Origin of the sequence: Autumnicola musiva (assembly GCF_031846585.1) — a bacterium.
GTDB lineage: Bacteria > Bacteroidota > Bacteroidia > Flavobacteriales > Flavobacteriaceae > Autumnicola > Autumnicola musiva.
Genome location: NZ_JAVRHK010000006.1, coordinates 113,569 through 137,273 on the forward strand (window position 1 = coordinate 113,569; position 23,705 = coordinate 137,273).

Annotated in this window: 21 protein-coding genes; 16 read left to right on the forward strand and 5 right to left on the reverse strand. The window is 36.8% G+C overall.

Translation table 11 applies throughout. From position 1 onward, the window contains the following. Positions 1 to 144: 144 nt before the first annotated feature. Both RM539_RS10020 and RM539_RS10025 read left to right on the forward strand, forming a co-directional pair. The gene (locus RM539_RS10020; RefSeq protein WP_311503259.1) at positions 145 to 2,403 is read left to right on the forward strand and encodes an FUSC family protein; all 2,259 of its coding nucleotides are present in this window, start codon (positions 145 to 147) and stop codon (positions 2,401 to 2,403) included. 12 nt (positions 2,404 to 2,415) lie between these two features. Then, positions 2,416 to 2,925, forward strand: a complete 510-nt coding sequence (locus tag RM539_RS10025) for a DUF6155 family protein (protein WP_311503260.1) — start codon at positions 2,416 to 2,418, stop codon at positions 2,923 to 2,925. A 25-nt stretch (positions 2,926 to 2,950) separates the two neighbouring features. On the opposite strand, the gene RM539_RS10030 is transcribed toward RM539_RS10025, so the two are convergent. Beyond that, positions 2,951 to 4,168: an MFS transporter gene (locus RM539_RS10030; RefSeq protein WP_311503261.1), complete on the reverse strand. Its 1,218-nt coding sequence runs from the start codon at positions 4,166 to 4,168 to the stop codon at positions 2,951 to 2,953. A 440-nt stretch (positions 4,169 to 4,608) separates the two neighbouring features. Between RM539_RS10030 and RM539_RS10035 the strand changes: the two genes are divergently transcribed. Both RM539_RS10035 and cysM read left to right on the forward strand, forming a co-directional pair. After that, a complete protein-coding gene (locus tag RM539_RS10035; RefSeq protein WP_311503262.1) occupies positions 4,609 to 5,442 on the forward strand; it encodes a serine O-acetyltransferase in 834 nt (277 codons plus the stop codon). Further along, positions 5,439 to 6,329, forward strand: a complete 891-nt coding sequence (cysM, locus tag RM539_RS10040) for a cysteine synthase CysM (protein WP_311503263.1) — start codon at positions 5,439 to 5,441, stop codon at positions 6,327 to 6,329. The genes RM539_RS10035 and cysM overlap by 4 nt, the downstream gene beginning before the upstream one ends. 62 nt (positions 6,330 to 6,391) lie before the next feature. Here the strand turns inward: cysM and RM539_RS10045 are convergent, their stop codons facing one another. Beyond that, a complete protein-coding gene (locus RM539_RS10045) occupies positions 6,392 to 6,943 on the reverse strand; it encodes a hypothetical protein (protein WP_311503264.1) in 552 nt (183 codons plus the stop codon). 303 nt (positions 6,944 to 7,246) lie between these two features. On the opposite strand from RM539_RS10045, the gene RM539_RS10050 reads away from it, so the two are divergent. Then, positions 7,247 to 8,761, forward strand: coding sequence for a DEAD/DEAH box helicase (locus RM539_RS10050; protein WP_311503265.1), 1,515 nt, complete (start codon positions 7,247 to 7,249; stop codon positions 8,759 to 8,761). 56 nt (positions 8,762 to 8,817) lie between these two features. Here the strand turns inward: RM539_RS10050 and RM539_RS10055 are convergent, their stop codons facing one another. Further along, positions 8,818 to 11,112 carry a transglycosylase domain-containing protein gene (locus RM539_RS10055; protein WP_311503266.1) on the reverse strand — a complete coding sequence of 765 codons (2,295 nt, stop codon included), beginning with the start codon at positions 11,110 to 11,112 and terminating at the stop codon, positions 8,818 to 8,820. A 276-nt stretch (positions 11,113 to 11,388) separates the two neighbouring features. On the opposite strand from RM539_RS10055, the gene RM539_RS10060 reads away from it, so the two are divergent. From RM539_RS10060 to RM539_RS10085, 6 genes are all read left to right on the forward strand, one after another. Further along, positions 11,389 to 12,258 carry an SdiA-regulated domain-containing protein gene (locus RM539_RS10060; protein ID WP_311503267.1) on the forward strand — a complete coding sequence of 290 codons (870 nt, stop codon included), beginning with the start codon at positions 11,389 to 11,391 and terminating at the stop codon, positions 12,256 to 12,258. Positions 12,259 to 12,310: 52 nt separating this feature from the next. Then, positions 12,311 to 12,988, forward strand: a complete 678-nt coding sequence (locus tag RM539_RS10065) for a response regulator transcription factor (RefSeq protein ID WP_311503268.1) — start codon at positions 12,311 to 12,313, stop codon at positions 12,986 to 12,988. After that, the gene (gene porY / locus RM539_RS10070) at positions 12,985 to 14,265 is read left to right on the forward strand and encodes a PorY family sensor histidine kinase (RefSeq protein WP_311503269.1); all 1,281 of its coding nucleotides are present in this window, start codon (positions 12,985 to 12,987) and stop codon (positions 14,263 to 14,265) included. Before RM539_RS10065 ends, porY begins: the two co-directional genes overlap by 4 nt. A gap of 85 nt (positions 14,266 to 14,350) precedes the next feature. Next, positions 14,351 to 14,794, forward strand: coding sequence for a PepSY-like domain-containing protein (locus RM539_RS10075; protein WP_311503270.1), 444 nt, complete (start codon positions 14,351 to 14,353; stop codon positions 14,792 to 14,794). Positions 14,795 to 14,811: 17 nt separating this feature from the next. Beyond that, on the forward strand, positions 14,812 to 15,690 hold the full coding sequence (locus RM539_RS10080) for an SdiA-regulated domain-containing protein (RefSeq protein WP_311503271.1): 879 nt from the start codon (positions 14,812 to 14,814) through the stop codon (positions 15,688 to 15,690). A gap of 4 nt (positions 15,691 to 15,694) precedes the next feature. Further along, complete coding sequence (locus RM539_RS10085) at positions 15,695 to 16,408, forward strand: TVP38/TMEM64 family protein (protein ID WP_311503272.1); 714 nt, start codon at positions 15,695 to 15,697, stop codon at positions 16,406 to 16,408. Between the two features lie 127 nt (positions 16,409 to 16,535). Here RM539_RS10085 and RM539_RS10090 read toward each other — a convergent pair whose 3' ends face one another. Next, on the reverse strand, positions 16,536 to 17,819 hold the full coding sequence (locus RM539_RS10090; RefSeq protein ID WP_311503273.1) for a dipeptidase: 1,284 nt from the start codon (positions 17,817 to 17,819) through the stop codon (positions 16,536 to 16,538). A gap of 213 nt (positions 17,820 to 18,032) precedes the next feature. Between RM539_RS10090 and RM539_RS10095 the strand changes: the two genes are divergently transcribed. The 5 genes from RM539_RS10095 (at position 18,033) to RM539_RS10115 (ending at position 23,041) form a co-directional block, all read left to right on the forward strand. After that, a complete protein-coding gene (locus tag RM539_RS10095) occupies positions 18,033 to 18,347 on the forward strand; it encodes a hypothetical protein (RefSeq protein ID WP_311503274.1) in 315 nt (104 codons plus the stop codon). A gap of 173 nt (positions 18,348 to 18,520) precedes the next feature. Further along, entirely contained in the window at positions 18,521 to 19,549 is a 1,029-nt protein-coding gene (locus RM539_RS10100; RefSeq protein WP_311503275.1) for a transporter, read from the forward strand. A 131-nt stretch (positions 19,550 to 19,680) separates the two neighbouring features. Further along, positions 19,681 to 21,138 (forward strand): RimK family ATP-grasp domain-containing protein, encoded by a 1,458-nt coding sequence (locus RM539_RS10105; RefSeq protein WP_311503276.1) that lies wholly within the window; start codon positions 19,681 to 19,683, stop codon positions 21,136 to 21,138. Beyond that, on the forward strand, positions 21,135 to 22,352 hold the full coding sequence (locus tag RM539_RS10110; RefSeq protein ID WP_311503277.1) for a carboxylate-amine ligase: 1,218 nt from the start codon (positions 21,135 to 21,137) through the stop codon (positions 22,350 to 22,352). The genes RM539_RS10105 and RM539_RS10110 overlap by 4 nt, the downstream gene beginning before the upstream one ends. Beyond that, positions 22,352 to 23,041: an N-formylglutamate amidohydrolase gene (locus RM539_RS10115; RefSeq protein WP_311503278.1), complete on the forward strand. Its 690-nt coding sequence runs from the start codon at positions 22,352 to 22,354 to the stop codon at positions 23,039 to 23,041. The genes RM539_RS10110 and RM539_RS10115 overlap by 1 nt, the downstream gene beginning before the upstream one ends. A gap of 185 nt (positions 23,042 to 23,226) precedes the next feature. Here RM539_RS10115 and RM539_RS10120 read toward each other — a convergent pair whose 3' ends face one another. Then, the gene (locus tag RM539_RS10120; RefSeq protein WP_311503279.1) at positions 23,227 to 23,685 is read right to left on the reverse strand and encodes a DUF2267 domain-containing protein; all 459 of its coding nucleotides are present in this window, start codon (positions 23,683 to 23,685) and stop codon (positions 23,227 to 23,229) included. Between the last annotated feature and the right edge of the window lie 20 nt (positions 23,686 to 23,705).

The window sequence follows — 23,705 nt, forward strand, 5'->3', positions numbered from 1 at the left end:
TCCCCTAAGTTAAGAGCAGAGCAGGAAATCTGCAAGAATCATATCCTAATTTAATGTCAAGAAATAAATTCTTTCTAAAGGTTTTGTAATTTAAGCTTAACTTTAAAAATTAGAAATTGGATCAATTAAAAAGCTGCTCTCTATTTGAAGTCAAAACTATCCCGGTACCTGAATGATTTCCTTAATTTTATAAGGAGCACCGACTTTTCCAAAGCAATTATTCTTACAATTGCTATCGTAATTCCTGTAGTTTTATTTTCTTCATTTTCAAACCTTATAATAGGAGTGGCCATAGCAAAAGGATGTTTACTGTGTTCTCCAAGTGATGTAACAGGAAGTTTAAGGCATAAGCTAATCGGGTTAGTATGCGCATCTGCACTTGCTTCAGCTGCTTCCATAATAGCAGGATACGCCCAGGTGAATATTTTTGTTCTTATTCCGGTTTTAGGACTACTTATGTTTAGCATCAGTTATCTGGCTGTTTATGGTTACCGGGCATCCCTTATAACTTTTTCCGGGCTACTGGCTGTTGTGCTTAGTTTTACAAAAATTTCAACTACTCTTGAAATCTGGCAGCAGGGGCTGCTAATACTGGGGGGCGGCTTATGGTATTTGCTACTTAGCCTTGGTTGGTATTTTATTAATCCACGAAGAGATACAGATCATCTTTTGGCAGAAACCATGCTTTTAACTTCCGATTATTTGCGGATAAGAGCACGGTTAACAACAGAGATTGCGAAAAGAGACAAACTTCAGGAGAAACTTTTTTCACTTCAAACCGATCTTAATGAAAAACATGAACGACTGCGTGAAGTATTAATTAGCTCCGGAAAAAAGTCTGAAAAATCCAGTTTTGAAAGGAAAAGGCTCCTGGTATTTGTCGAACTGGTAGATATCCTGGAATTAGCAATGGCAAACCCTGTTGATTATTCTAAAATGGATGTTCTGCTAAAAGGAAAGCAACATCAGTTAGCTAATTTGAAAATGTTGATCGAAGCCATGGCAGATTATTTGGAGAAAATTTCTTCTTCATTAAAATACGGGCAAAATTTGCCGGAAAATAACATAAATCTTCATCTTACTGAGTTAGAAAATAGCATTGAAAATTTCAGGAAAAGTCTTAATGTAAATGAAAGGAGGGAGACGATGCTGTTACTACGAAATTTATATGCCTATCAGCAGGAACAGATTCATAAAATAAATAGCATATTCAGCATTCTTTCTAATAATGAGGATATGGATAATTCGCTCCTGAAGAATAAAGAAGTTGTAAAATTTCTTAGTACCCAAAATTATAATCCGGGAATACTGATTTCAAATTTTAATTTCAACTCTACTATATTCAGGCATGCTTTGCGGCTGGCGGTGATTGTAATTGCTGGATTTTCCCTTGGTATTTATTTTTCAATTGAAAATGCTTACTGGATACTGCTTACCATTGTGGTTATTATGCGGCCTAATTACGGCCTTACGAAAGACCGTTCGCGGCAGCGAATTATTGGTACCCTAATAGGCGGCGCCATTGCAGTAGGCATAGTATTTTTTACTCAAAACCAGATCGTCTATATTATTCTGGGTATTGGATCGTTAACTATGGCGTTTTCCCTTTTGCAGCGAAATTACAGGACCGCAGCTATCTACATTACTTTGAGTATTATTTTTATTTATGCTTTAATGCAGCCCAATGTGCTGGGGGTAATTGAATTTCGGGTTATAGATACACTTTTAGGCGCCGGTTTGGCAGCTTTGGGCAATTATTTTCTCTGGCCGGCATGGGAAATCAAAAATATTAAAGATCATTTGATAAGCAGCCTGAACGCCAACAGGAAATATCTTAATGAAATAGATGCTTATTACCATAAAAAAGGGGAGGTGCCTCTAAGCTATAAACTGGCAAGGAAGCAGTCATTTATAAGTATGGGTAATTTAAGTGCGGCTTTTCAAAGGTTAAAGCAGGAACCGGAGTCCAGGCAATTGGATTCAGGTCTTGTTTATAAACTGGTGGGCCTTAATCAAACCTTTCTCTCGGCCCTGGCTTCCTTAGGTACTTTTATACGTATTAATGAAACTACCTCTGCTTCGGAAAATTTTGAAGTGGTAACCCGCCATATTGGTGAAAACATGAAAAATGCTGAGGATATACTTCTTCAGAAAGAATTATCGGAAAATCATTTTGACGGGCAGGCAATTAAAAAAGCTAAAAGAGGGCTTAGTAAATCCTATGAAGAACTTGTGGAGCTACGAAGAAGGGAAGTGGCCGGAGGAAAAACAGAAATTGATCCATCAATACGCCTTCAACTAAGAGAAGCACAGCTTGTAAACCACCAGTTGGAATGGCTGCGGGATCTATCAGCCGGAATTCTGGATACGGTTTCCGGTCTACGGAAAATTTTTAAACCGTAAATTTTAAAATTAATGAGTAAGAGAGATTTAAGAAAATATCTGGCATCATTAGAAAAAGAAGATTTAGAAGATCAAATTCTTGATTTGTATGGTCGCTTTGGAGAAGTAAAAACCTTTTATGATTTTGTTTTTAATCCAAAAGAAGAGAAACTGGTGCAGGAGGCAAAAATAAAAATATCAGAAGAATATTTTCCGCAAAAAAGGAAGAGAGCGAAGACCAGAAGATCGGTTGCCCATAAGTATATTAAACATTTTAGAAAATTAGGTATGGAACCCGTGATGCTTGCCAATGTTATGATTTATAATATAGAAATTGCCCAGGCATATTCCGCAGATAAAGAGTTGAAAGAAGCTTTTTGTAAAAGTCTGTATAAATCTTTTGAAGAGGCGGTGGGTTTCATTATTCAGAATAGTCTGCAACATGAGTTTCTTGAAAGAATGAACAAAATAGAAATAAACGTGCAGGAACAGAGTTGGCCTAACAAATACAGGTTTGAAAAACAGATGGATCAATTTCATTAATTTCCAATAATCCCTACATCCGCTATTATTTAGCATCTTCAGCTTCAGGCTTTAAGCCTCGCATTCTTTGGGAATTGATATTTGCCAACAGCATAGCAACAAAAATAATCAGCATAATATTAGTGAAACTTACTTCCCAATCTATTAAGAACCCAACAAGCAAAGGTCCCAATGCAGTACTTATTACCATAAACATAGTAAAAACACTTCGTATGGCCCCCATTTTCTCCAGTCCATACATTTCAGCAATAATAGCGGTTTTTACAGTACCGGACATACCTGTAGTAATTCCGGCAAGAATAAGATAAATCAGGGCCCCAACTATGCTGTCCATAAAGGCAAATGGCAGAAGGCCAATGTTTATTGGAATAAGATAATAGTAAAACATCTTTCTGGCCGAAAATTTATCAACCCAGCTCCCGCCCAGCAAAGAGAATAAAAATCGTGCCCCTGCATAGACTACAAAAAATGTTGCATAAAGCTGGGCAGACCATCCTTTATCTTCCACAAAAACGTATTGATAAAAGAAAATAGCGGTATTAGTAAAGCCTAACATGAAGATTGCCGGCATCATTATCCCGAATTTGCGGTGAAATACCACACTTTTATAGTCCTTTAGGAGCGACCATACTGAAGGCTTTACTTCTGTGGAAAGATCTTTATCAAAGCCCGCCAGATTTGTGAATTTCAACCTCAAAAGATATAAGAAGAGTGCAACCCCGCTCACTATAGCAGCAATTCGCCAATCGAATGCAGCAATTAGGGAGGCTATAATTACCGGAAAAATAGCTTCCCCAATAGAATATCCCAAAGCTGAAACACTTAATGCTTTTCCACGGTTTTCTTTAAAATACTTCGAAATTATGGTCATGCTAATATGGCTAAGCAATCCCTGGCCACAAAGCCGAAGACCAATAAGGGCAATAATTAAAAGGCCTAAACTATATGAAAACCCCAGTAATAGGCTGGAAGCGGCAAGACTGATTACAGTGAAAGCCGTAACTTTTTTGGCTGGTTTATGATCTACAGTGTGGCCAACACTTAACATAATTACAGAAGCAGCAATAGTGCAGCCTGCGTAAATGGCCCCAAAAGTACCTTCGGTAATATTGAAACTTTCAATAATTTCCGGAACATATAATGAAATAAGAAAGGTTTGTCCAAAACTGGAAAGGAACGTAAGCAGCCATCCAAAGCTGACCGGTTTAAAGTTGGTTCTTAAAAAATGATAATATTCTTTCAAATGGTCTTCTTTTTAGGACCGGCAAAGATAGTATCTCTGCTTCGTGGGGAAAAAGAAACAGCATATAATAATGATAATGTTTACAAACTCCTGCCATATCAGGAATAAAAAAGCCACCTTTTAAAGGTGGCATGGTAAATCTCAACCAAAAATTACTTCTTGGAGGTGTTTTTGTTTTGATCTTGTTTTTTAGGATCCTGTTTCTTTGCAGCATCTTTCTTAGGATCCTGCTTTTTTTGCTTCTCTTGCATGACTAAAATATTTAATGGTTAATAAATAAAATTTGATAATTAAATTTACGGGTAAAGTGAATCAGGTGTTTCAAAATTGGCAAATAATTAACTCAGGAATTTATCCCTTTTCTGCTTCGGGAAAACTGATGTTCATGCTGAAGTATTTATACGGAATAACGCCCGGTTTTCCTTAGCTATTGTTTATTTTTGAAGTTGAAAATTGAAAATGCAGAAATACTTGTGGCGTTAAGTAATCAAAATAAAATCATTGAACAGATTCAGAAAAATAAGAAACATCCGAATCTTAAATTCAGCATCAAAGAAAGAACAGAAAATTTCACACGGAAGCTTTTTGCAACTCTATTTGATGTTGATACTGCAGTAGCCGATAATATTGAAAACCTGGAAAGGCTTTTTAAGGAACTGGCAGATCTGGTTTGCTGGTCGCCGGATAAACCATGCCGGGATGTTTGGCAGGAGTACCTGGAGAGATTACCAGAAATTCTTAAAAAGCTAAATAAAGATGCAGAAGCTATTGCGCAAAATGATCCTGCAGCAAATTCTGTAGAAGAAGTTTACCTTTCTTATCCCGGATTTTTTGCAATTGCCATTTACAGGCTAAGCCATGAATTTTATGAATTTGGTTTACCGCTGGTGCCAAGATTAATGACGGAATTTGCCCATCGTCTTACCGGAACAGATATTAATCCCGGCGCCGAGATTGGCACTCCTTTTTTTATAGATCATGCTACTGGAGTGGTGATTGGAGAAACTGCTATTATTAAAGATAATGTAAAAATATACCAGGGGGTGACTTTGGGTGCACTTTATGTAGATCGAAAAATGAGAAGTGTCAAAAGGCATCCCACCATAGAAAAAAACGTAACCATTTACGCCAATGCCACCATTCTTGGAGGTGAAACTGTTATTGGAGCAAACAGCATTATTGGAGGTAATGTTTGGCTCACCGCATCTGTACCGGCAGGTTCAATGGTTTCCCATAACCCCCAGATCAACATAAAAAATACTTCGGAAAAATGAATGACTCTATATTAAAGCTTATTGGTAATACTCCTTTAGTCAAAGCCGGTACTTTGGTGAAAAATCCGAAGGTTTCCCTGTACTTAAAGCTGGAAGGACAAAATCCCGGCGGTAGCGTTAAGGACCGGGCTGCATATAACATGATAAAAAGTGCTCTGGACCGTGGGGAGATTAGTAAGAATACCAAGCTAATTGAAGCTACCAGTGGAAATACTGGAATAGCCCTGGCTATGATTGCCAGTATGTTTAAGCTGGATATAGAACTTGTTATGCCTGAAAATTCCACAATAGAAAGAGTACAAACGATGCGTGCTTACGGAGCTAAGGTTATTCTTACCAATGCAGAAGGTGGAATAGAAGGAGCGAGGGATTATGCTGAAGATAAAATGAAAAAGGGAGATTACTTTATGTTTAACCAGTTTAGTAATAACGATAATTGGAAAGCACATTATAACACTACAGGCCCGGAAATTTGGAATGACACAGAACACAAAATCACCCATTTTGTATCTTCCATGGGAACTACCGGAACTATAATGGGAACATCTACTTTTTTAAAAGAAAAAAATAAAGAGATTCAGATTGTTGGGGTACAGCCAACAGATGAGGCCAAAATTCCAGGGATACGTAAATGGCCGGAGGCATATCTTCCAAAAATATTTGATAAAAATAAAATTGATAAAATCCTGGAAGTGAGCGAACAGGATGCAAGGGAAATGACCAGCAGGCTAGCCACAGAAGAAGGAATTTTTGCCGGGATGAGCAGTGGAGGAGCAACTGCTGCAGCAGTAAGATTATGTGAAGAGATAAACGAGGGGCTGGTAGTAAGTATTATATGCGACAGGGGAGACCGCTACTTATCTTCAGATCTGTTTGATGAAAACTAAAAAAGGCGAAACCTGCAGGAGTAGGTTTCGCCTCAATAGAATTAGGCTAGAATAGGTTTAATTTAGTTACTCACAAGACCAGTATGTGAAGTATTAGCTGTTGAAAGTTTTATTCTCTCTTTTTCATTTCCTCTTTCCAGTTTAATTTTATAGAAAGACTTATCAATTTTATCCATTTTGCCCCTGGCAACAAAAGAATTTTTGGTAATTGTCCATCCACGAAAGTCCGGATAAATCCTATTCCTAATCTCATAAGGAAGTGCTATGTCCTTAAATTTTTGATAGGAATTAACCATTTCACCTTCTTCATTATAAGTAGCCTGTAAAAAACCTTTTGGACTTCTAAAAGCTACCTCATAAGAAGTGGAGTTATTGTGGCGGCTGTTTTCGATGAATTCCTGCACATCAAAATTTTTCTTCACAAATTCCAGTGCGTTCTCATGAAACTGAGAAGTGTAACCTTCTTTAATAATAAACTCATTGGTTTTTGAGTTAACGTTGGAGATTAGGGGAACAGAATTCAATTTAACTTCTGTTTCTTCAAGTTCGATAATTTGTGATTGGGCTGAAGTAAATAAAACAGTCAGCATTAGGAAAACAATTGCTTTTTTCATGATGTTAATTTTGATTGATGAATAATTGATTTATAAACTTTTTCAGGTTTTGTTAAACCTTTTATTTTAACTTCTTAAGCCAGAGTAAATTAATAGTTGATGAGGCAATTAATGTGAACTCTACTTAAAAGACGTACGGAAAAACAAAATGTTACAGAAAAAATTAAAATTTCTGATTTTTATTTCTGTGATGCAAGCTCTTGTGCATGCCCCTTAAAAATTAAAATCCTTATTTACGGCAAAAAGCTTTATTTTACTTCAAAAATCTGTTATTTTTGCAAAATTGCAGATTTAATAAAGCCTATGGAGACCAAAACATTTGGAATTGAAAATAAAAAAGTAGATAAGGAATTATATGATTATCAGCAGAAGGATATAGAAAAGATATTTAATGTAATAGATGAACATCCTGAACATTATAACCTTCTATATCAATTACCTACCGGTGGTGGGAAAACAGTTATATTTTCCCAGATTGTAAGAGAATATATCCAAAGAACACAGCAAAAAGTTCTAATTCTTACTCACAGGATAGAGTTATGTAAGCAAACTTCCAAGATGCTTACAGATTTTGGGGTTCGAAACAAAATCATCAACAGTAAGGTAAAAGAACTTCCCGATCAGGATGAATATATGTGTTTCGTTGCCATGGTGGAAACTTTAAATAACCGCCTTCACGATGAAAAGCTTGATTTGCGCAATATCGGAATGGTGATAATTGACGAAGCACATTATAACTCTTTCAGAAAATTGTTTAAGTTTTTCGAAAGGTGTTTTATTCTTGGGGTTACTGCCACACCGCTAAGTTCCAATATTAAACTTCCCATGAAGGATAATTACCGGGAGCTTATAGTGGGAGATTCCATTTCTTCATTAATTGAAAAAGGATTTTTGGCGCGGGCAAAAACTTATAGTTATAACGTTGGCCTTTCCGGATTAAAAATCGGTATGAACGGGGATTATACCGTAAAATCTTCCGAAGAACTTTATTCCAATTTTTCCATGCAGGAAAAGCTCCTGAATGCCTATATGGAACGTTCTAAAGGAAAAAAGACGCTAATCTTTAATAACGGGATAAATACATCTATTGAAGTTTATGAAACCTTTAAAAATGCTGGTCTGCCCATCAGGCATTTGGATAATACTACCAGTAAACAGGATAGAAAAGATATTTTAAAATGGTTTAAGCATACGCCCAATGCCATTGTGACTTCGGTAAGTATTCTTACCACCGGGTTTGATGAGCCTACGGTGGAGACGATTGTTCTTAACCGTGCCACGAAATCACTTACCCTTTACTTCCAGATGATTGGTAGAGGTTCCAGAGTACTTCCGGGAAAATCAGAGTTCAATGTGATTGATCTTGGTAATAATATGGCACGTTTTGGGGACTGGAGCGCTCCGGTAGACTGGAAACAGATCTTCAGGTCTCCCGATTTCTATTTTGAAAATCTGCTGAGTGATGAAGAAATAGAAAGAGAATTTAAATATGAAATGCCGCCTGACGTCAGGAATAAATTTGCCAATTCTGAGGATGTAGATTATGATGTGGAAACTGCCTACGATGAAGTGATTAAAAAAGGGCTTAAATCCAAGACTGTTTTAGAATGGTCTATGGAGCAGCATGTACGCATGTGCGTGGAAAACAGTGAAGATGTTTTTGATGCCAGGATCCTGGCAAAGGAGCTTAAGGATGATATTTCTTCCAGGATTAAACAATATTCTTATTGTATTAGTAAAAGTACGAAGAATTACCGCGACTGGCTTGAAGAGGATTATTCAAGAAAGTTGAGAATGCAGATCAATAAAGAGTTTTAAGTTCTGAATATATAATTCTGAAAAGGCTGTTTGATATTATTTTCAAACAGCCTTTTTTAATCATTATCCTTTTTTCCGAATAACCTTTTAAAAAATCCTTTATTCTCCTTTTTCTCTTCGGAAGCCTTATCTTCATCTTTCCCGCTTCCTGAAAACAATCGTTTAAAGAAACCATCCCTCTTTTTAGCTTCACAATCAAGCATTTCAGCCACTTGAGGAGATACAGGATCAAAGCTTGCAGTGGTGATATTTCTGAAGTAGGAATCCCTTTGCATTTTTTGCATCAGCTTCCCAAAAATTGGTAATGCCGAATTTGCTCCCTGTCCAATCCTGGTATTTCTAAAACCAATCCGATGATCGTCTGATCCAACCCAGGTCACTGCAAGCAAATTAGGAGTAATGCCAACAAACCAGCCATCTTTATTATTTTGAGTGGTTCCTGTTTTACCGGCAATATCATTTTGCAGCCCGTATATTGATCTTAGTCTTGTAGCTGTACCTTCATTAACAGTAGCCTGCATAAAATCAAGCATAACTTCCCGTGTGTTTTCACTGAAAGCAGGAGTGGGAGAGACCTGTGGTTTAAATTCTGCCAGTAAATTGCCATCACCGTCTTCAATCCTGGTGATATAATAAGGCCGGCTTGGCCTTCCATTGTTAACATAACTGGTGTATGCCCCGGCAAGTTCTTCTATGCTTAAAGCTGCAGTGCCCAAGGCAATTGAGGGCACTTCGGGAAGTTTGGAAGTAATTCCCATTTTTCGTGCTTCAGAAAGAACATTTCCTATTCCGGTTTCCATTAGTACTTTAACAGCGATGGTATTCATAGAACGGCTAAGCGCATGCTTTAAGTTATAATTCATATGAGAGTCATCTTCAGCAGAAGAATTTGAAGGAGTCCAGCCGTTATCATAGGTGACTTCTTCCGCAGAAAAATATGTACACGGCTCCATTCCGCTTTCCAGCGCAGCGGTGTACACAATGGGCTTAAAAGTAGAACCAACCTGTCTTTTACTCATAGAAACATGGTCGTATTTAAAATACCTGAAGTCAACACCACCAACCCAGGCGTTTACTGCACCTGTTTCCGGTTGCAGGGCAAGAAGTCCGGCATTTAAAAACTTCAGGTAATGTGCCACGCTGTCTATTACACTAATGTTCTTGGTGATGGAACCGGAATAATCAAATAATTCTGTAGGTCGTGTTTTCCTCAACTCCTGCAAAATCTGTTTATGCGTTCTGCCTTCTTTTAGCAGATTCTTATATGCCCCTGTTCTTTTAACGGCATCCTCCAGTAATTTACCGTTGGATATCCACGGAGCATTTTTTCCATAGGAAATTTCATGCTGCTCCTGCAATTGCTCCATGTGTTCACGTAAGGCTTCTTCAGCAAGCTTCTGCATTTTAAAATCAAGAGTGGTGTGAACTATAAGGCCGTCCCGGTAAATATTATATTCCTGTCCGTTCTTATTTTTTAAGGTGTCCAGGATCTTACTTACATCCTTTCTTACCTGTTCACGAAAATATTGAGCCACACCTTTATTATTGCTATAATTTTTATAGTCAAGAACAAGATCGGCTTTTTTGGCTTCTAGAGCTTCCTCCCGGGATAGGTAGCCGTATTTTGCCATTTGCATTAACACCACATCGCGCCTAAGCCTGCTACGTTCCGGAAATATCCGTGGATTGTAAGAGTGAGAAGCCTTCAGCATTCCAACAAGTACTGCGGCCTCTACAAGAGAAAGATTGCGCGTATGTTTGTTGAAGAATTTCATAGATGCACTTTCAATCCCGTAGGTATTATCGCTGAAAGGAACAGTATTAAAATATAAAGTAACAATTTCCTCTTTATTATAGATACCTTCCAAACGTTTCGCAATAATGGCTTCCTGTACTTTATTTATTACTATCCCAAAAGCGCCAAAATCTTTTCTTCCGTAGATGTTTTTGGCCAATTGAAGAGTAATGGTACTTCCGCCACCCGATGATTCGTCCTGCAATAGAATGGATTTAAAAAATACCCGCAAAAGACTGCGGTTATCTATCCCGTCATGTTCAAAGAATCGTACATCTTCAGTGGCTACAAGGGCTTCGATAAGATGTTCAGGTAAATCTTCATGCTTTATAGGCTGCCTGTCAAAAATGTAAAATTTCCCTATTAATTCGCCTTTTGAAGCCAGTACCTGTGTGGCTTTGCTCTGTTCCAGGCGGGCCAGTTCTTCTGAAGAAGGAATTTTTCCCCACATTCCAAAATATATGCTGCCAAAGAAGATTAAAGCCAGTGCAGCAACACCTATTAAAAAGTATAATGCCCACTTTAACCTGCGGGACTTTTTCAGTTTTGAGTACATAATTTATGAGGACTGCTACAAATAAACGAAGACTTCTAAAAATTTATTTCTTTTTTAAAGTATTTTTAGGAATAGAATCTATCCTAAGAATTAAATGATTTAACAGCAGAAAATACATTTCCCGCCCAGGGTGATTGTTGCACGTTTTTCTTTAGAAAGTCACCGGACAATTATTTCCTAAAAAGCTTATGGAAAATTCTGTTAATCATTTTGGAGTGGCAGAGTAAATAGATACTTTAGAGGAAGTCACTCTACATTTTATTGAAATCTTATAATATGAAAAAAATAGTGCTGTTAATTGTTTTGGGCGTTTTTGCAATTGTGGCACTTATATGTTTATTATTTAATGATAAATCTTTTCTTTCTTTTAATGAATCTCAAAAGACTTATAAAATTGTAGAAAAATGGGAGTTACCTGAGGAATTAAATGAAATTTCCGGACTAAGCTGGATTGGTAACGGAAGAATAGCCTGTATTCAGGATGAAGATGCCACTATTTTTATATACAATCTTAGTTCCTCCAGAATCACATCCACAATAGATTTTGGTACAAAGGGAGATTTTGAAGCTATTGCTGTAAATGGACAAAATGCTTATGTAATGCGCAGCGATGGCCGTATTTTTGAAATTATTGATTATGCCGGTAAAAATATAAAGGTAAATGAATACCAGACGTCACTGGAAAATAGGGATGTAGAAGGCATGGCATTGGATATCGCTAAAAATAGATTATTGCTTACTGTAAAAGAAGTTCCTCATAATGAAAAGGATTTTAAAGGTATCTACGCTTTTGACCTTACCAGCAAAGAGCTTCTAAAAGATCCTGTTTTCAGGATTCGTATAGATGATCCTATATTTGAAGGTTTACAGGGGCATGGCTCCCAAAGGGTAATAAGGCCTTCAGAAATAGAAAGAAATCCTGTTACAGGAGACTGGTACCTTTTAGAAGGGCATCAGCCAAAAATAATAATACTTGATTCTGTGGGAGATGCCAAACAAATTTATGTTTTGGATCCGAAAGAGTTTCAGCAGGCAGAAGGTTTAACTTTTAGTACAGATGGTACATTGTTTATATCTAATGAAAGCAGACGTGCCCCCGCAAACATTTTGAAAATAGAGTTGACTCCCGATAGAATTTCTCTTTAAATTCCAGATTCTTTCCAATTTTCCGTACTAATTTTCAATCCAAATTTTTACCATGAAAATCCTAATTATTGAAGATGAAAGGGAGATGCTTAACAATATGAGGGAAGGCCTGAAACAGGAGAATTTTGTTATAGAAGTGGCTACAAATTATAGAACTGCATTAGATAAGGTGGGTGTTTATGAATATGATTGCATTTTGCTGGACATTTCTTTACCGGACGGAAACGGACTTGAAATCCTGAAACTTTTAAAGAAAAAGGGGAATTCTGAAAATGTGATTATTGTTTCCGCTAAAAATTCTCTTGACGATAGATTAGCAGGGCTTAATATGGGTGCCGATGATTATCTTCCAAAGCCTTTTTATATGGCTGAGCTTATTGCACGTGTAAAGGCAGTATTGCGGCGCAACAATTTTAATGGAAGTAATTGTATAGAAATTGGAAATGTGAAATTACAGCCGGAAAACAGGGAAGTTTGGATTAACAGCCAAAAAATAGAATTCAATCGTAAGGAATTTGATATTCTTTTATTTTTATTTTCTAACAATGGAAGACTCATAAGAAAATCGGCACTTGCCGAGAGGGTGTGGGGCGACCATATAGACCAGGCAGACAGCTTTGAATTTATATATTCTCAAATGAAGAATTTGCGTAAAAAACTTACCAAAAACAATTCCGAAGTAGAGATAAAATCCATTTACGGGGTGGGATATAAACTGGTTGTTGAATGAAGCTTTTAAACTATACCACCAAATATTTTGCCGGAATTCTGTTTATATTACTCACGCTCTGGGCAGTTATCTTTTATTTTGAGATGCTTGATGAGATATATGATAGTATGGATGACGGGCTGGAAAATCAGAAAATCCTGGTAATTCGCCGTGCCCGGCAAAATCATGCAGTACTGGAAAGGAAGGAGTTTGATGATGGCTATTATACCATTACAGAAACAAGTGCCAAAACCGCAAGAAATTTCAGGGAAAGCTATCGTGATAGTCTTATGTACATGCTTAATGAAGAAGATTATGAACCTGTGCGTTTACTGGAAAGCGTATTCCAGCAGAATGGGAAATATTATAAGGTAAAAGTAATAACCTCTATGGTAGAAGAAGATGACCTTGTGGAAGACCTTCTTTTTTCTATTTTCTGGCTCTACCTTGGGCTTATTGTGTCTATACTTGTTCTTAATAACATCGTTCTAAAAAAGATCTGGAATCCATTTTATAAACTCATTGAACAGCTTAAGACATTCAGTATTGAAAAAGATGAAAGTATTAGCCTTGAAAAATCACCTATTGAAGAGTTTAATCTTTTGAATAAAAGCATTGATAAATTACTCCAAAAATCTGTAGATAGTTATATAGGCCAAAAGCAGTTTATTGAAAATGCCTCTCATGAACTTCAGACTCCGCTTGCTATAAGCATCAATAAACTGGAGCTGCTTCTTGAAAAGAATGAACTAAAAGAAGAGGAAATCGCAACACTGGCTTCGGTTTTAAATAATCTGGAAAGACTTACCCGCTTCAATAAATCACTGTTGTTACTGTCCAAAATTGAAAATCAGCAATTTGTTGAGCAGGAAGTGATTAATATTAATGAAGTTATTTATCATCTGGAAAAAGAATTTTCAGATTTGCTCTCCCACCATAAAATGAGTATGGAAGTAAATGCCGCGGAAGAAATTAACTTCAAAATGAATAAGGACCTGGCCTATATCCTTTTTACAAATCTTATTAAAAATGCCATTTTACATGGTTTGCCTGAAACCAAGGTAGAAGTTGATATTTCTGATAACAAAATCATTATATCTAATTTTTCTGAAGCAAAAAAATTAAAGAAAAAGGATCTTTTTATCAGGTTTTACCGCCTTAGCAATAATAAAAATTCCAGTGGTCTCGGCCTGGCCATTGCCAAAGCTATAATTGATGAATATAATTTAGAACTTACTTACAGTTATGAAAAGAAACATTCTTTTAAGGTGGACTTTTCATCGAATATTTCAGGTTAAAATTTTCTCAAATCTTCAAACGCTAATCCTATTTCCAGATTGTTTCCAGTTTCACCTGTCATATTTGTTCTAAAATAAAGACATTATGAAAACTATCTTGTACATCTTTGCTTTGGCTGTTTTTTTCAATTCCTGTAAAATGGATGATGAAAGGCCACCAGAGGATTTGCCTTCTGTGGTTTTGAATACATTTCAGAAAAATTTTCCTGATGCTGTAGAAGTAGAATGGGGAGAATTAAATGATGATTTTGAGGTAGACTTTGAGGTTGAGAAGAAAGATTATACTGCTGTTCTAACTAATAATGGAGAAATGAAAATGACCGGGCGGGAAGTAAGCCTGGTTGAGCTCCCCCAAGATATTTTATCTTCGGCTAAACAAAGTTTTCCTGAATTTAAAATTACTGAGGCCGATTATATTGAGAAGACAGGTAAAAAATTTTACAGGCTGGAGATAGAAAATAAACAGGAAGAGAAAAATATTTTCATTGATGAAAATGGTGAAATTTCAAAAGAAAATTTATTGCAATAACAAAAGTGAAAAATAATATGGTAAACAGAGCGGCGATATTGATTGTTCTTGGTGTTCTTTCTTTGGCCGGAATAGCTATGCTAACTTTACCTTCAGATGAAGGAAAAATTAAAGAAAAAGAGTTCGATGCTTATAATATTATTAGAAAGTGGGAGCTGCCGAAAGATCTGGAAGAAGTATCGGGGATTGCATGGCTAAGTGAAAATAGATTGGCCTGTGTGCAGGATGAAGATGGAATCATTTTTATATATAATCCTGTAACTTCTAAAATAGAAAGAGAGATAGAATTTGCCGGGGGAGGTGATTACGAAGGAATTACCGCTTATGGTGATAACGCTTATGTAATTAGAAGTGACGGTGAAATTTTTGAAATCAGAGGATTTTTAAAGACTGATCCTGAAGTAAACCGCCTTAAGACAGATCTTACCGAAAACCAGAATATTGAAAGTATCTGCATAGATCCTCCAAATAATCGTTTGTTATTAGGAGTAAAGGATGAGGAAGAAGATAGCGAGGATTATAAGGGAATCTACGCATACAATCTTAAAGAGAAGCGTTTTAAGAAGGATCCTGTTTTCCGGATTAACCTGAAGGATCAGGTATTTAAGAAAGTAGATGAGAATGATCTAAGAAAAGTTATGAGTCCTTCAGAGATTGCAATTCATCCTGGAAGCGGTAAAATTTATATCTTAGACGGGAAGAACCCTAAATTACTGATAATGTCTTCAGAAGGAAAAGCAGAAAAAGTTATTCATCTTGATAAAGACGAATTTGCACAGCCTGAAGGCATTAGCTTCAGTCCTTCTGGAAAAATGTATATTTCAAATGAAGCAGATGATGATGCGGCTAATATTTTAGAAGTAGAACTTCAGGAAAATAATAATAAGCAACAATAGATTTATGGCAGAAAATCAAATAGAAACGGCATCGGTTAAAAAAAGTAAAAAGCCATTATACATTTCGCTGGCACTTGTAGTTACCCTTGTTCTAAGTTATTTTTTTGTGCCGGGAATTCAGAATTTCTTCAATGAAGCCTGGAATGTATTAACAAGTGATGACCAGGAACGTATTGAAAATTGGGTAAACAATTTTGGCTGGTTTGGTCCTGTAATGCTTATTCTTACCATGATTGCCCAAATGTTTCTCCTGGTTATTCCTACCATCCTGCTTATGGTGGTAAGTATCCTGGCTTACGGCCCGGTTTGGGGGAGCTTGATAGTTTTCGCGGCTGTTTTTTCGGCTTCTTCAGTTGGTTATTTGATAGGAAGATATTTTGGGCCGGTAATCGTTGAAAGGGTAATAGGTCATAAATCTGAGAAGAAAGTAGCCGATTTTCTTGATGACTACGGATTTTGGGCAGTTTTCATTACCAGGTTAAACCCTTTTCTTTCCAATGATGCCATAAGTTTTGTAGCCGGTGTTCTGAAGATGGGTTACTGGAAATTTATTGGAGCAACGCTGGTTGGAATTGCTCCGCTTACCATATTTATTGCCGCAATAGGCCGTAGCACCCAGGGCTTAAAAACAGGTTTGTTATGGGGTTCTGTAGTAAGCCTTATCTTATTTGGACTTTATATTTGGTGGGACAAAAAGAAAAGAAAGAAAAAGGCATGATTCGTTTTTAGCTTGGAGTTCTTAGGTGGTTCGTAGTTTTATCAGTTGTCTGATATTTGATATTGCACTTTTCAGTTTCCACTTCTAACTTCGCACTTTTTCAATCTCCACTCGAACTCTGATCATTTTAATTTTTTTGCAATTCTCTGGCTACGGCCTGTACTTCATCCAAAACCCTCAATAGGTTTTCTCCCCATAGTTTGGCAATTTCCTCTTCAGTATAGCCTCTTTTCACAAGTTCAATGGTGACATTTAGTGATTCTGAAGCATCATTCCAACCTTCAACTCCGCCGCCGCCATCAAAGTCAGAACTAATTCCTACATGATCAATCCCAATAAGATCTACCATATAATCAATGTGATCAACAAAATCTGAGACATCTACAGGTTTGATCCTTCCCACTTGTTTAATGGAGTCTTCGGTTGCGGTTTTTACAAGTTCTAATTGTTTATTATAGGCGATTTTTGTTTTGTCATCTAAACTGGCAACACTGTCTTTTTCCAAAATTTCAAAATTCATTTCTTTAGCTATTTCCCGACCAACCATGTTTTTTTCTTCATTATACGTACTGTCTTTTTCAGTATTAACATAGCCGCTAAAACTAACTGTTTGCACCACTCCGCCATGTTCTTTAAACAACATTAAAAGTTCATCATCCAGGTTCCTGCTATGATTGCCCAACGCACGTGCCGAAGAATGGGAAGCTATAAGTGGCGCTTTAGAAAACTGAAACATTTGCTTAATCGCTTCTTTGGAAGGATGGGAAACATCAATCATCATTCCCAGCCGGTTCATTTCAGCAATTACTTTTTTTCCTAATTCACTCACTCCGTTATGGAGCCATACATTATTTTCTTCCCCGGTATTTGAATCGCTTAACTGGCTGTGCCCGTTGTGGGAAAGGGACATATATCTTGCCCCAAGTTTATAAAACTGATTTAATTTTTCTAAATCTTCCCCAATGGGATATCCATTTTCCACCCCAATCATTATTGCTTTTTTGCCTTCATTTACCAAAGACCTAACCTCATCAGAAGTAGTGGCCAGTCCAACTTTTTCCGGTGCCAGCTCATTAACCAGTTTATGAATGGCAATGAACTTGAGCATAGCATTGGTATAAGCATCCTCATAACCTTCTTTAATTAACTCACCCTGCCCTGTATACACCACAAGCCAGGAAACATCCAGACCGCCCTGTTCCATTTTCGGCAAATTTACCTGTGTATCCAGGTTCATTGTATAGTTTTTTTTATTGGTGAAATTTTTAACATTAATGTCATTATGGGTATCTATGGTAATTACCGTCTCATGAATTCTCTTGGCTCTCTCCAGGATTTCTTCTTCGGAAGATTGAGAAAAAAGTGCCAAAGGTGTGAGCAGAATAATGATAAATTTTAAGTGCGATTTCATGTTGTACTGAATTTTAAAACCCTGAAAATAGTAATAAATTTTTAATTGGTTTTTGCCAGGTATATATGCCCCGCATCATGACTGCAAGAATTCTACGATCTATAGTAATAATGGGAATTTTAAAAGTACTTTTGCAGTCAACAAAACATCCTGTTGAAGCACTTTTTGAGTATATTATTATTGGTTTGCTTTGCACTGCGCCCTCTTTATCAAATGGCTAATATTACCTATTACCAGCTAAACATAGATTATATTATTGAAAAATATTGTGTAAACAAAGATAAACCTGCTATGCACTGTAACGGGAAGTGCCATCTGAACAGTCAGCTTGGTAAATTTGATAAAACCAAGAACCCGGGCAAATCTACCATCAGTGAAAGTTTTCTACCGGTTTATTTTCAGAAGGCTTTTTCTTATACAATTAATTTTCAGCCACTGGTTTTCAAAGTAGAGAACTGGAAAATTCCATTATTTCATGCTACAGATTTCATTCAAGATTTAGAGCATCCACCGGATATTAGAATTTAAACCCTTATTGTGGGTTTAACTCCATTGGGGTGCCTCAAATTTTAAAGTCGTTTTCCGATTCATATCTCGTGGGCATGCTCCAGTGTTTTTAATTACTCAGTTGCAAAATTTAATATTCAACAGCGCGGACTAAGGATTCTTCTTAAAGTCTGCTCTTAATTCTATATCCAAAAATGAAAAATAATATACTGGCATTAGCACTTTTACTCATGTCTGCAGGGCTTGTTGCCCAAAAATCAAATGAAAATAATAATTCAACGTGGACGGCGGCACGGCCTGATGGTCATGCGCCTATTTCTGTAATGGGAGATCATGTACATCACAAGGGGGAATGGATGTTTTCTTATAAGTTTATGAAAATGAATATGCAGGACCTTAAATATGGGAACAATGAAATTTCCACGAGCGATGTGCTGGAGGATTACATGGTTTCTCCGGAAGAAATGAGCATGAAAATGCACATGCTGGGAGCTATGTATGCCCCTTCAGATAATCTTACTCTTATGGCGATGGCCAGTGTGATTAGCAATGATATGGATTTAGTCACAAGAATGGGAGAGGGATTTAGTACAGCATCTTCAGGATTTGGAGATCTTAAAATTTCCGGTTTATATCGTTTGTTTAACCTTAACAGGCAATCCATGCACGCCCAATTAGGAATTTCGCTTCCAACAGGTAGTATTGATGAAAAAGATGTTACCCCCGCATCAGCTCCCAATGAAATGATTTTGCCATATCCCATGCAGATTGGCAGTGGCACTTTTGATGGTGAAGGTGGGCTTACTTATTTGATTCAGGGAAATTTTATTTCTTTCGGAAGTCAGTTTAAAGCCCTCATCAGATTTGATGAAAATGATAATGGCTATCGTTTTGGTAACCGCTATCAGCTTGAAAACTGGATTTCAGGAAAATTAATCAGCAGCCTGAGCATTTCAGCAAGACTGCAGGGATTAATTGTTGAGGAAATTGAGGGTACACATCCAGATCTTAATGCCATGATGGTGCCTGCGGCCAATATTGCCAATTCCGGAGGGAAATATATTAATACCGGGTTAGGGGTGAACCTTTATGTTCCTTCAGGAGCATTACAAAATGTGAGACTGGCAATGGAATATGCTTTCCCTTTGTACCAGGATCTTAATGGGGTTCAGCTAGAGAATGGCAATACCCTTACTTTAGGAGCGCAATATTCTTTTCACTAACTATAGACATTTTCATAAAGGCCTGTCTTAGACGGGCCTTTTTAATTCAGGAACAGTTGGTTACGGGTTAAAAAAAATAATATAATTTGTCTAATTTTAGACTACATTTGATTAAAACTTTTAATTCTTAAATGAATAAATATATTGTTGTAAACCATCCCGAAAAATGGGAGGCACTCGCGGAAAATGTGGAGATTATTTCTGCGCAGGCCTATCTAACTAATCCTGAATATTCCAAATTAAAGAAGTCACGCATCTTTAATCTTTGCAAAGATTATTCTTACCAGAGCAAGGGGTATTATGTTTCTCTTCTGGCTGAAGCGAGGGGGCATATGGCTATTCCAACAGTTAAAAATATAGTGGACCTGAGGGAGCCAAAACTGGTAAAAATTGTTTCTGAAGAATTTGATGATACTATTCAGAAAAGCCTTAAAAACATCAAATCTACCGAGTTTACCCTTAGTATTTATTTTGGGCAGAATGTGGCCCAAAAATATAAGGAACTTAGTTCCATGTTCTACAGGCATTTCCAGATTCCTTTTTTAAGGGTAAATTTTATACGCACCAATAAATGGAATATTAAAAGCATAAAAGCTATTTCTGAAGCCGAAATTCCTGCAGATCATAAGGAAAGTATGTATTATTTTGCCTCGCAGTATTTCTCGAAAAAACGTTATGATACTCCACGGCAGAATATTGCAGAATATGACCTGGCTATTTTGGTTCAGGAAGGAGATCCTGCTCCGCCAAGTAATCCCAAAGCAATAAAACGTTTTGTGGAACTGGCTGAAAAAATGGATTTTTATGTTGAAGTGGTTACGCCTAAAGATTTGTCTCGTCTTTCGGCATTTGACGCTTTGTTTATCCGCCAGAGCACTGAGGTAAATAATGACGCCTATGCTTTTGCCCGTAAAGCCCAGCAGGAGGGAATTGCATTAATAGATTATCCCGATGCCATTCTTAAATGCTGTAATAAGGTTTTTATGGCTGAAGCTTTGGAAAATGCGGGGATTGCCACTCCAAAAACTGTTATTGTTCATAAACAAAACAAACACCAGGTACTGGAAATTACAGGCCTGCCGGTAGTATTAAAATCACCAGACTCCACTTTCTCTTTCGGAGTGAAAAAAGCCGGGACAGAACAGGAATATGAAGAGCTGGTGCAGCAAATGCTTAAAAAATCAGATCTTGTGATCGCACAGGAATTTTCTCCTTCAGAATATGACTGGAGAATAGGCATTCTGGATAATAAGCCTTTTTACGCCTGCCGCTATTATATGGCTAAAGGGCACTGGCAAATTTATAACTGGGATGCGAAAGTTAAGGATGATCAGGATGGAAATGCAGATTGCCTTCCTATAGAAAAAGTATCCCCAAAAATATTAGATCTGGCTTTAAAATCGGCTAAATTGATGGGGAAAGGGCTGTATGGAATTGATATAAAAGAAGTCAACAAAAGAGCTATGGTTATTGAAATTAATGATAATCCTAATATTGACTTTGGGGTTGAAGATGCCTATTACGGAGATCAGGTTTATATTGAAATTCTTTCGGCACTTAAAAACCGGCTTAAAAAAGGCGAATTATGAGTTATCATTTGTTTGAAGTCTTTGGGATTGAGTTGGAATACATGCTCGTAAATTCAGAAACTTTTAAGGTAAATCCGGTGGTAGACAAACTTCTTACTCTAAAGAATGGCAGCCTTACCTCTGATGTTGAAAATGGTGAAATTGAATGGAGCAATGAGCTGGTTGCCCACGTGGTGGAATTAAAGACCAATGGTCCAACTGCCAATCTTGATGAACTGGACCATTTTTTTGCTGAAAATGTAAAGGAAATAAACACTCTGCTGAAGCAGTTAGGTTCACAGCTCCTGCCTTCTGCAGCGCATCCGCTCATGCACCCGGAAACTGAAACAAAGCTTTGGAAGCATAATTACAGTAAAATTTATGCATTATATAATCGCATCTTTGATTGTGGCGGCCACGGCTGGAGCAACGTCCAAAGCATGCATATAAATTTGCCATTTTTTGATGATGATGAATTTGAAAAACTTCATGCGGCAGTAAGGCTGTTATTGCCAATTCTTCCAGCTTTGAGTGCAAGTTCACCGATATTTGAAGGAAAAGTAACAGGTTTTTTAGACAGCCGGATGGAAGTCTATAAAACCAATCAAAAAGAAATTCCCGAAATGGCCGGAAAAGTTATTCCGGAACAGGTTTTTAACAGAAAGGACTATTTTGAAAGGATTTTTGAGCCAATTAATAAAGCCATAAAACCTCATGATACTGAAAATATTCTTGATCATCATTTTCTAAATTCCCGTGGAGCCATTGCAAGGTTTGACAGAAATGCCATAGAAATTCGGGTGATAGATATTCAGGAATGCCCAAAAGCTGATCTTGCCATAGCTATTTTAATTATAGAAAGTCTTAAGCTGTTGGTAAGTGAAGAATTAATTGCGCTTGGAGACCAGAAAAAATGGCATGAAGATGATTTGCTTCAAATTTTTAATGCTATGGTTCGGGATGGGGAAAATTCAGTAATTGAAAATATTGCATATCTCGATGTATTCGATATTCCGGAAAAAGCCACGGTGAAAGAAATCTGGAAAAAAATATACCGAAGGATTAAATCCAAAATTTCAGAAAAACACCAGAAGAATATTGAATATATTCTTGAAAATGGAAGTCTTTCCACCCGTATAATAGAAGCCCTAGATCAGGATTATTCGGAAGAAAATATTCAAAAGATTTATAGCAGAATGGCAGATTGTCTTGCTGAAAATAAGTTTTTTAAGTAATGAAAGTTATCCTCACCTGTGAGCATGCATTTAATACTATTCCGCCGGAATATATTAAATATTTTTCCGGAGCCGATCAGGTGCTTAGAACTCATCGTGGTTTTGATTTAGGGGCTTTTAATCTGTTTGAAAAACTTTCTGTACTTTCAGATTTCGCTATTTATCAGAAAACAGGACGACTTTTAATAGAAGTCAATCGTTCGCTAGACCATCCCCAGTTATATTCAGAATTCACAGCAGATCTTAATGATGTAGAGAAAGAAATACTCCTTGCCAATTATTACTTTTTATACAGAAACACGGTAGAAGAGAAAATTGCTGAATTTCTTGAAGAGGGGGAGAAGGTGCTACATCTTTCAATACACAGCTTTACTCCGCAATTAGATGGGGAGGTAAGAAATGCTGATGTTGGCCTCTTATTTGATCCGGAAAAAGAACAGGAAAAGCAAGTGGTTAACCGCTTAAAAAGCAGTCTGGAACAATCTTCTTCTTACTGCATCAGGTTCAATTATCCTTATCTTGGCATATCTGATGGTTTTATCACCTGGTTAAGAAAGAAATTCCCTGAGAATTACTGCGGAATTGAATTGGAGGTTAATCAAAAGTTTGTAAAGGATAATGTTATGAATGAAGACCTAAAGCAAATGATATTCAATAGTATAGAACAATATTTAATTGATAACAAATAAAAGAACGGACTGAAGTAATTTTCATCTAAAATTCCTTTATATCAAATTTTTATACCACGTCCTAAAGCTTTCCTTCTTGTTATTAAATCAAAAACCTCGGGGCAGGACCACGAGGTTTTAAATTGAAAACTTTTCAAGATTTGATTCCTCATCGAGGGAATTAAATCTTCGATTTCTATAAGTTATTAAATCTTACTAGCCAGTTCTTCTTTTATCTCTTTTGGCATTTGTCCCCTTAGATGTTCCAGCTGATTCTTAGTCAAAAAATACTTTAGAGAATTCAGGGTAATAATTATTAAGTCTTTAGTTGATTTTTTCCATGGAAAATCATCTTCCCCGTAAAAATTCTGAAGCTTTTCCACCTCCTGTTCCATTTCCTGAAAATTGTCGTAGTCCAGGGTAGGTTTCTCTGAAAACTTCCAGTTTTCAACATAAATTCCCTTAAGAAGGGTATTTAAGGGATCAATTAACTGGAGGCTTTCGCCATAATGAATCCGGTCCCTTATGGTATGCATTACCGCACGCCATAACCTTAAAACCCTATCCTTTTCATTGGGGTGTCCTAAGTTCCTTGCGAGACTGTTAATATACTCATGGGCATCTTGTGAAAATTTTTCAAAACTCAATTTATTCTTCGCCATCATTTCTGGGTTTTAAAATTTAT

Excerpts from the sequence above, each read along its gene's own strand:
- RM539_RS10025 (WP_311503260.1), top strand. The coding sequence starts at position 2,416 with ATGAGTAAGAGAGATTTAAGAAAATATCTGGCATCATTAGAAAAAGAA.
- cysM (WP_311503263.1), top strand. The coding sequence starts at position 5,439 with ATGAATGACTCTATATTAAAGCTTATTGGTAATACTCCTTTAGTCAAA.
- RM539_RS10045 (WP_311503264.1), bottom strand. The coding sequence starts at position 6,943 with ATGAAAAAAGCAATTGTTTTCCTAATGCTGACTGTTTTATTTACTTCA.
- RM539_RS10050 (WP_311503265.1), top strand. The coding sequence starts at position 7,247 with ATGGAGACCAAAACATTTGGAATTGAAAATAAAAAAGTAGATAAGGAA.
- RM539_RS10055 (WP_311503266.1), bottom strand. The coding sequence starts at position 11,112 with ATGTACTCAAAACTGAAAAAGTCCCGCAGGTTAAAGTGGGCATTATAC.
- RM539_RS10060 (WP_311503267.1), top strand. The coding sequence starts at position 11,389 with ATGAAAAAAATAGTGCTGTTAATTGTTTTGGGCGTTTTTGCAATTGTG.
- RM539_RS10065 (WP_311503268.1), top strand. The coding sequence starts at position 12,311 with ATGAAAATCCTAATTATTGAAGATGAAAGGGAGATGCTTAACAATATG.
- porY (WP_311503269.1), top strand. The coding sequence starts at position 12,985 with ATGAAGCTTTTAAACTATACCACCAAATATTTTGCCGGAATTCTGTTT.
- RM539_RS10075 (WP_311503270.1), top strand. The coding sequence starts at position 14,351 with ATGAAAACTATCTTGTACATCTTTGCTTTGGCTGTTTTTTTCAATTCC.
- RM539_RS10080 (WP_311503271.1), top strand. The coding sequence starts at position 14,812 with ATGGTAAACAGAGCGGCGATATTGATTGTTCTTGGTGTTCTTTCTTTG.
- RM539_RS10085 (WP_311503272.1), top strand. The coding sequence starts at position 15,695 with ATGGCAGAAAATCAAATAGAAACGGCATCGGTTAAAAAAAGTAAAAAG.
- RM539_RS10090 (WP_311503273.1), bottom strand. The coding sequence starts at position 17,819 with ATGAAATCGCACTTAAAATTTATCATTATTCTGCTCACACCTTTGGCA.
- RM539_RS10095 (WP_311503274.1), top strand. The coding sequence starts at position 18,033 with ATGGCTAATATTACCTATTACCAGCTAAACATAGATTATATTATTGAA.
- RM539_RS10100 (WP_311503275.1), top strand. The coding sequence starts at position 18,521 with ATGAAAAATAATATACTGGCATTAGCACTTTTACTCATGTCTGCAGGG.
- RM539_RS10105 (WP_311503276.1), top strand. The coding sequence starts at position 19,681 with ATGAATAAATATATTGTTGTAAACCATCCCGAAAAATGGGAGGCACTC.
- RM539_RS10110 (WP_311503277.1), top strand. The coding sequence starts at position 21,135 with ATGAGTTATCATTTGTTTGAAGTCTTTGGGATTGAGTTGGAATACATG.
- RM539_RS10115 (WP_311503278.1), top strand. The coding sequence starts at position 22,352 with ATGAAAGTTATCCTCACCTGTGAGCATGCATTTAATACTATTCCGCCG.
- RM539_RS10120 (WP_311503279.1), bottom strand. The coding sequence starts at position 23,685 with ATGATGGCGAAGAATAAATTGAGTTTTGAAAAATTTTCACAAGATGCC.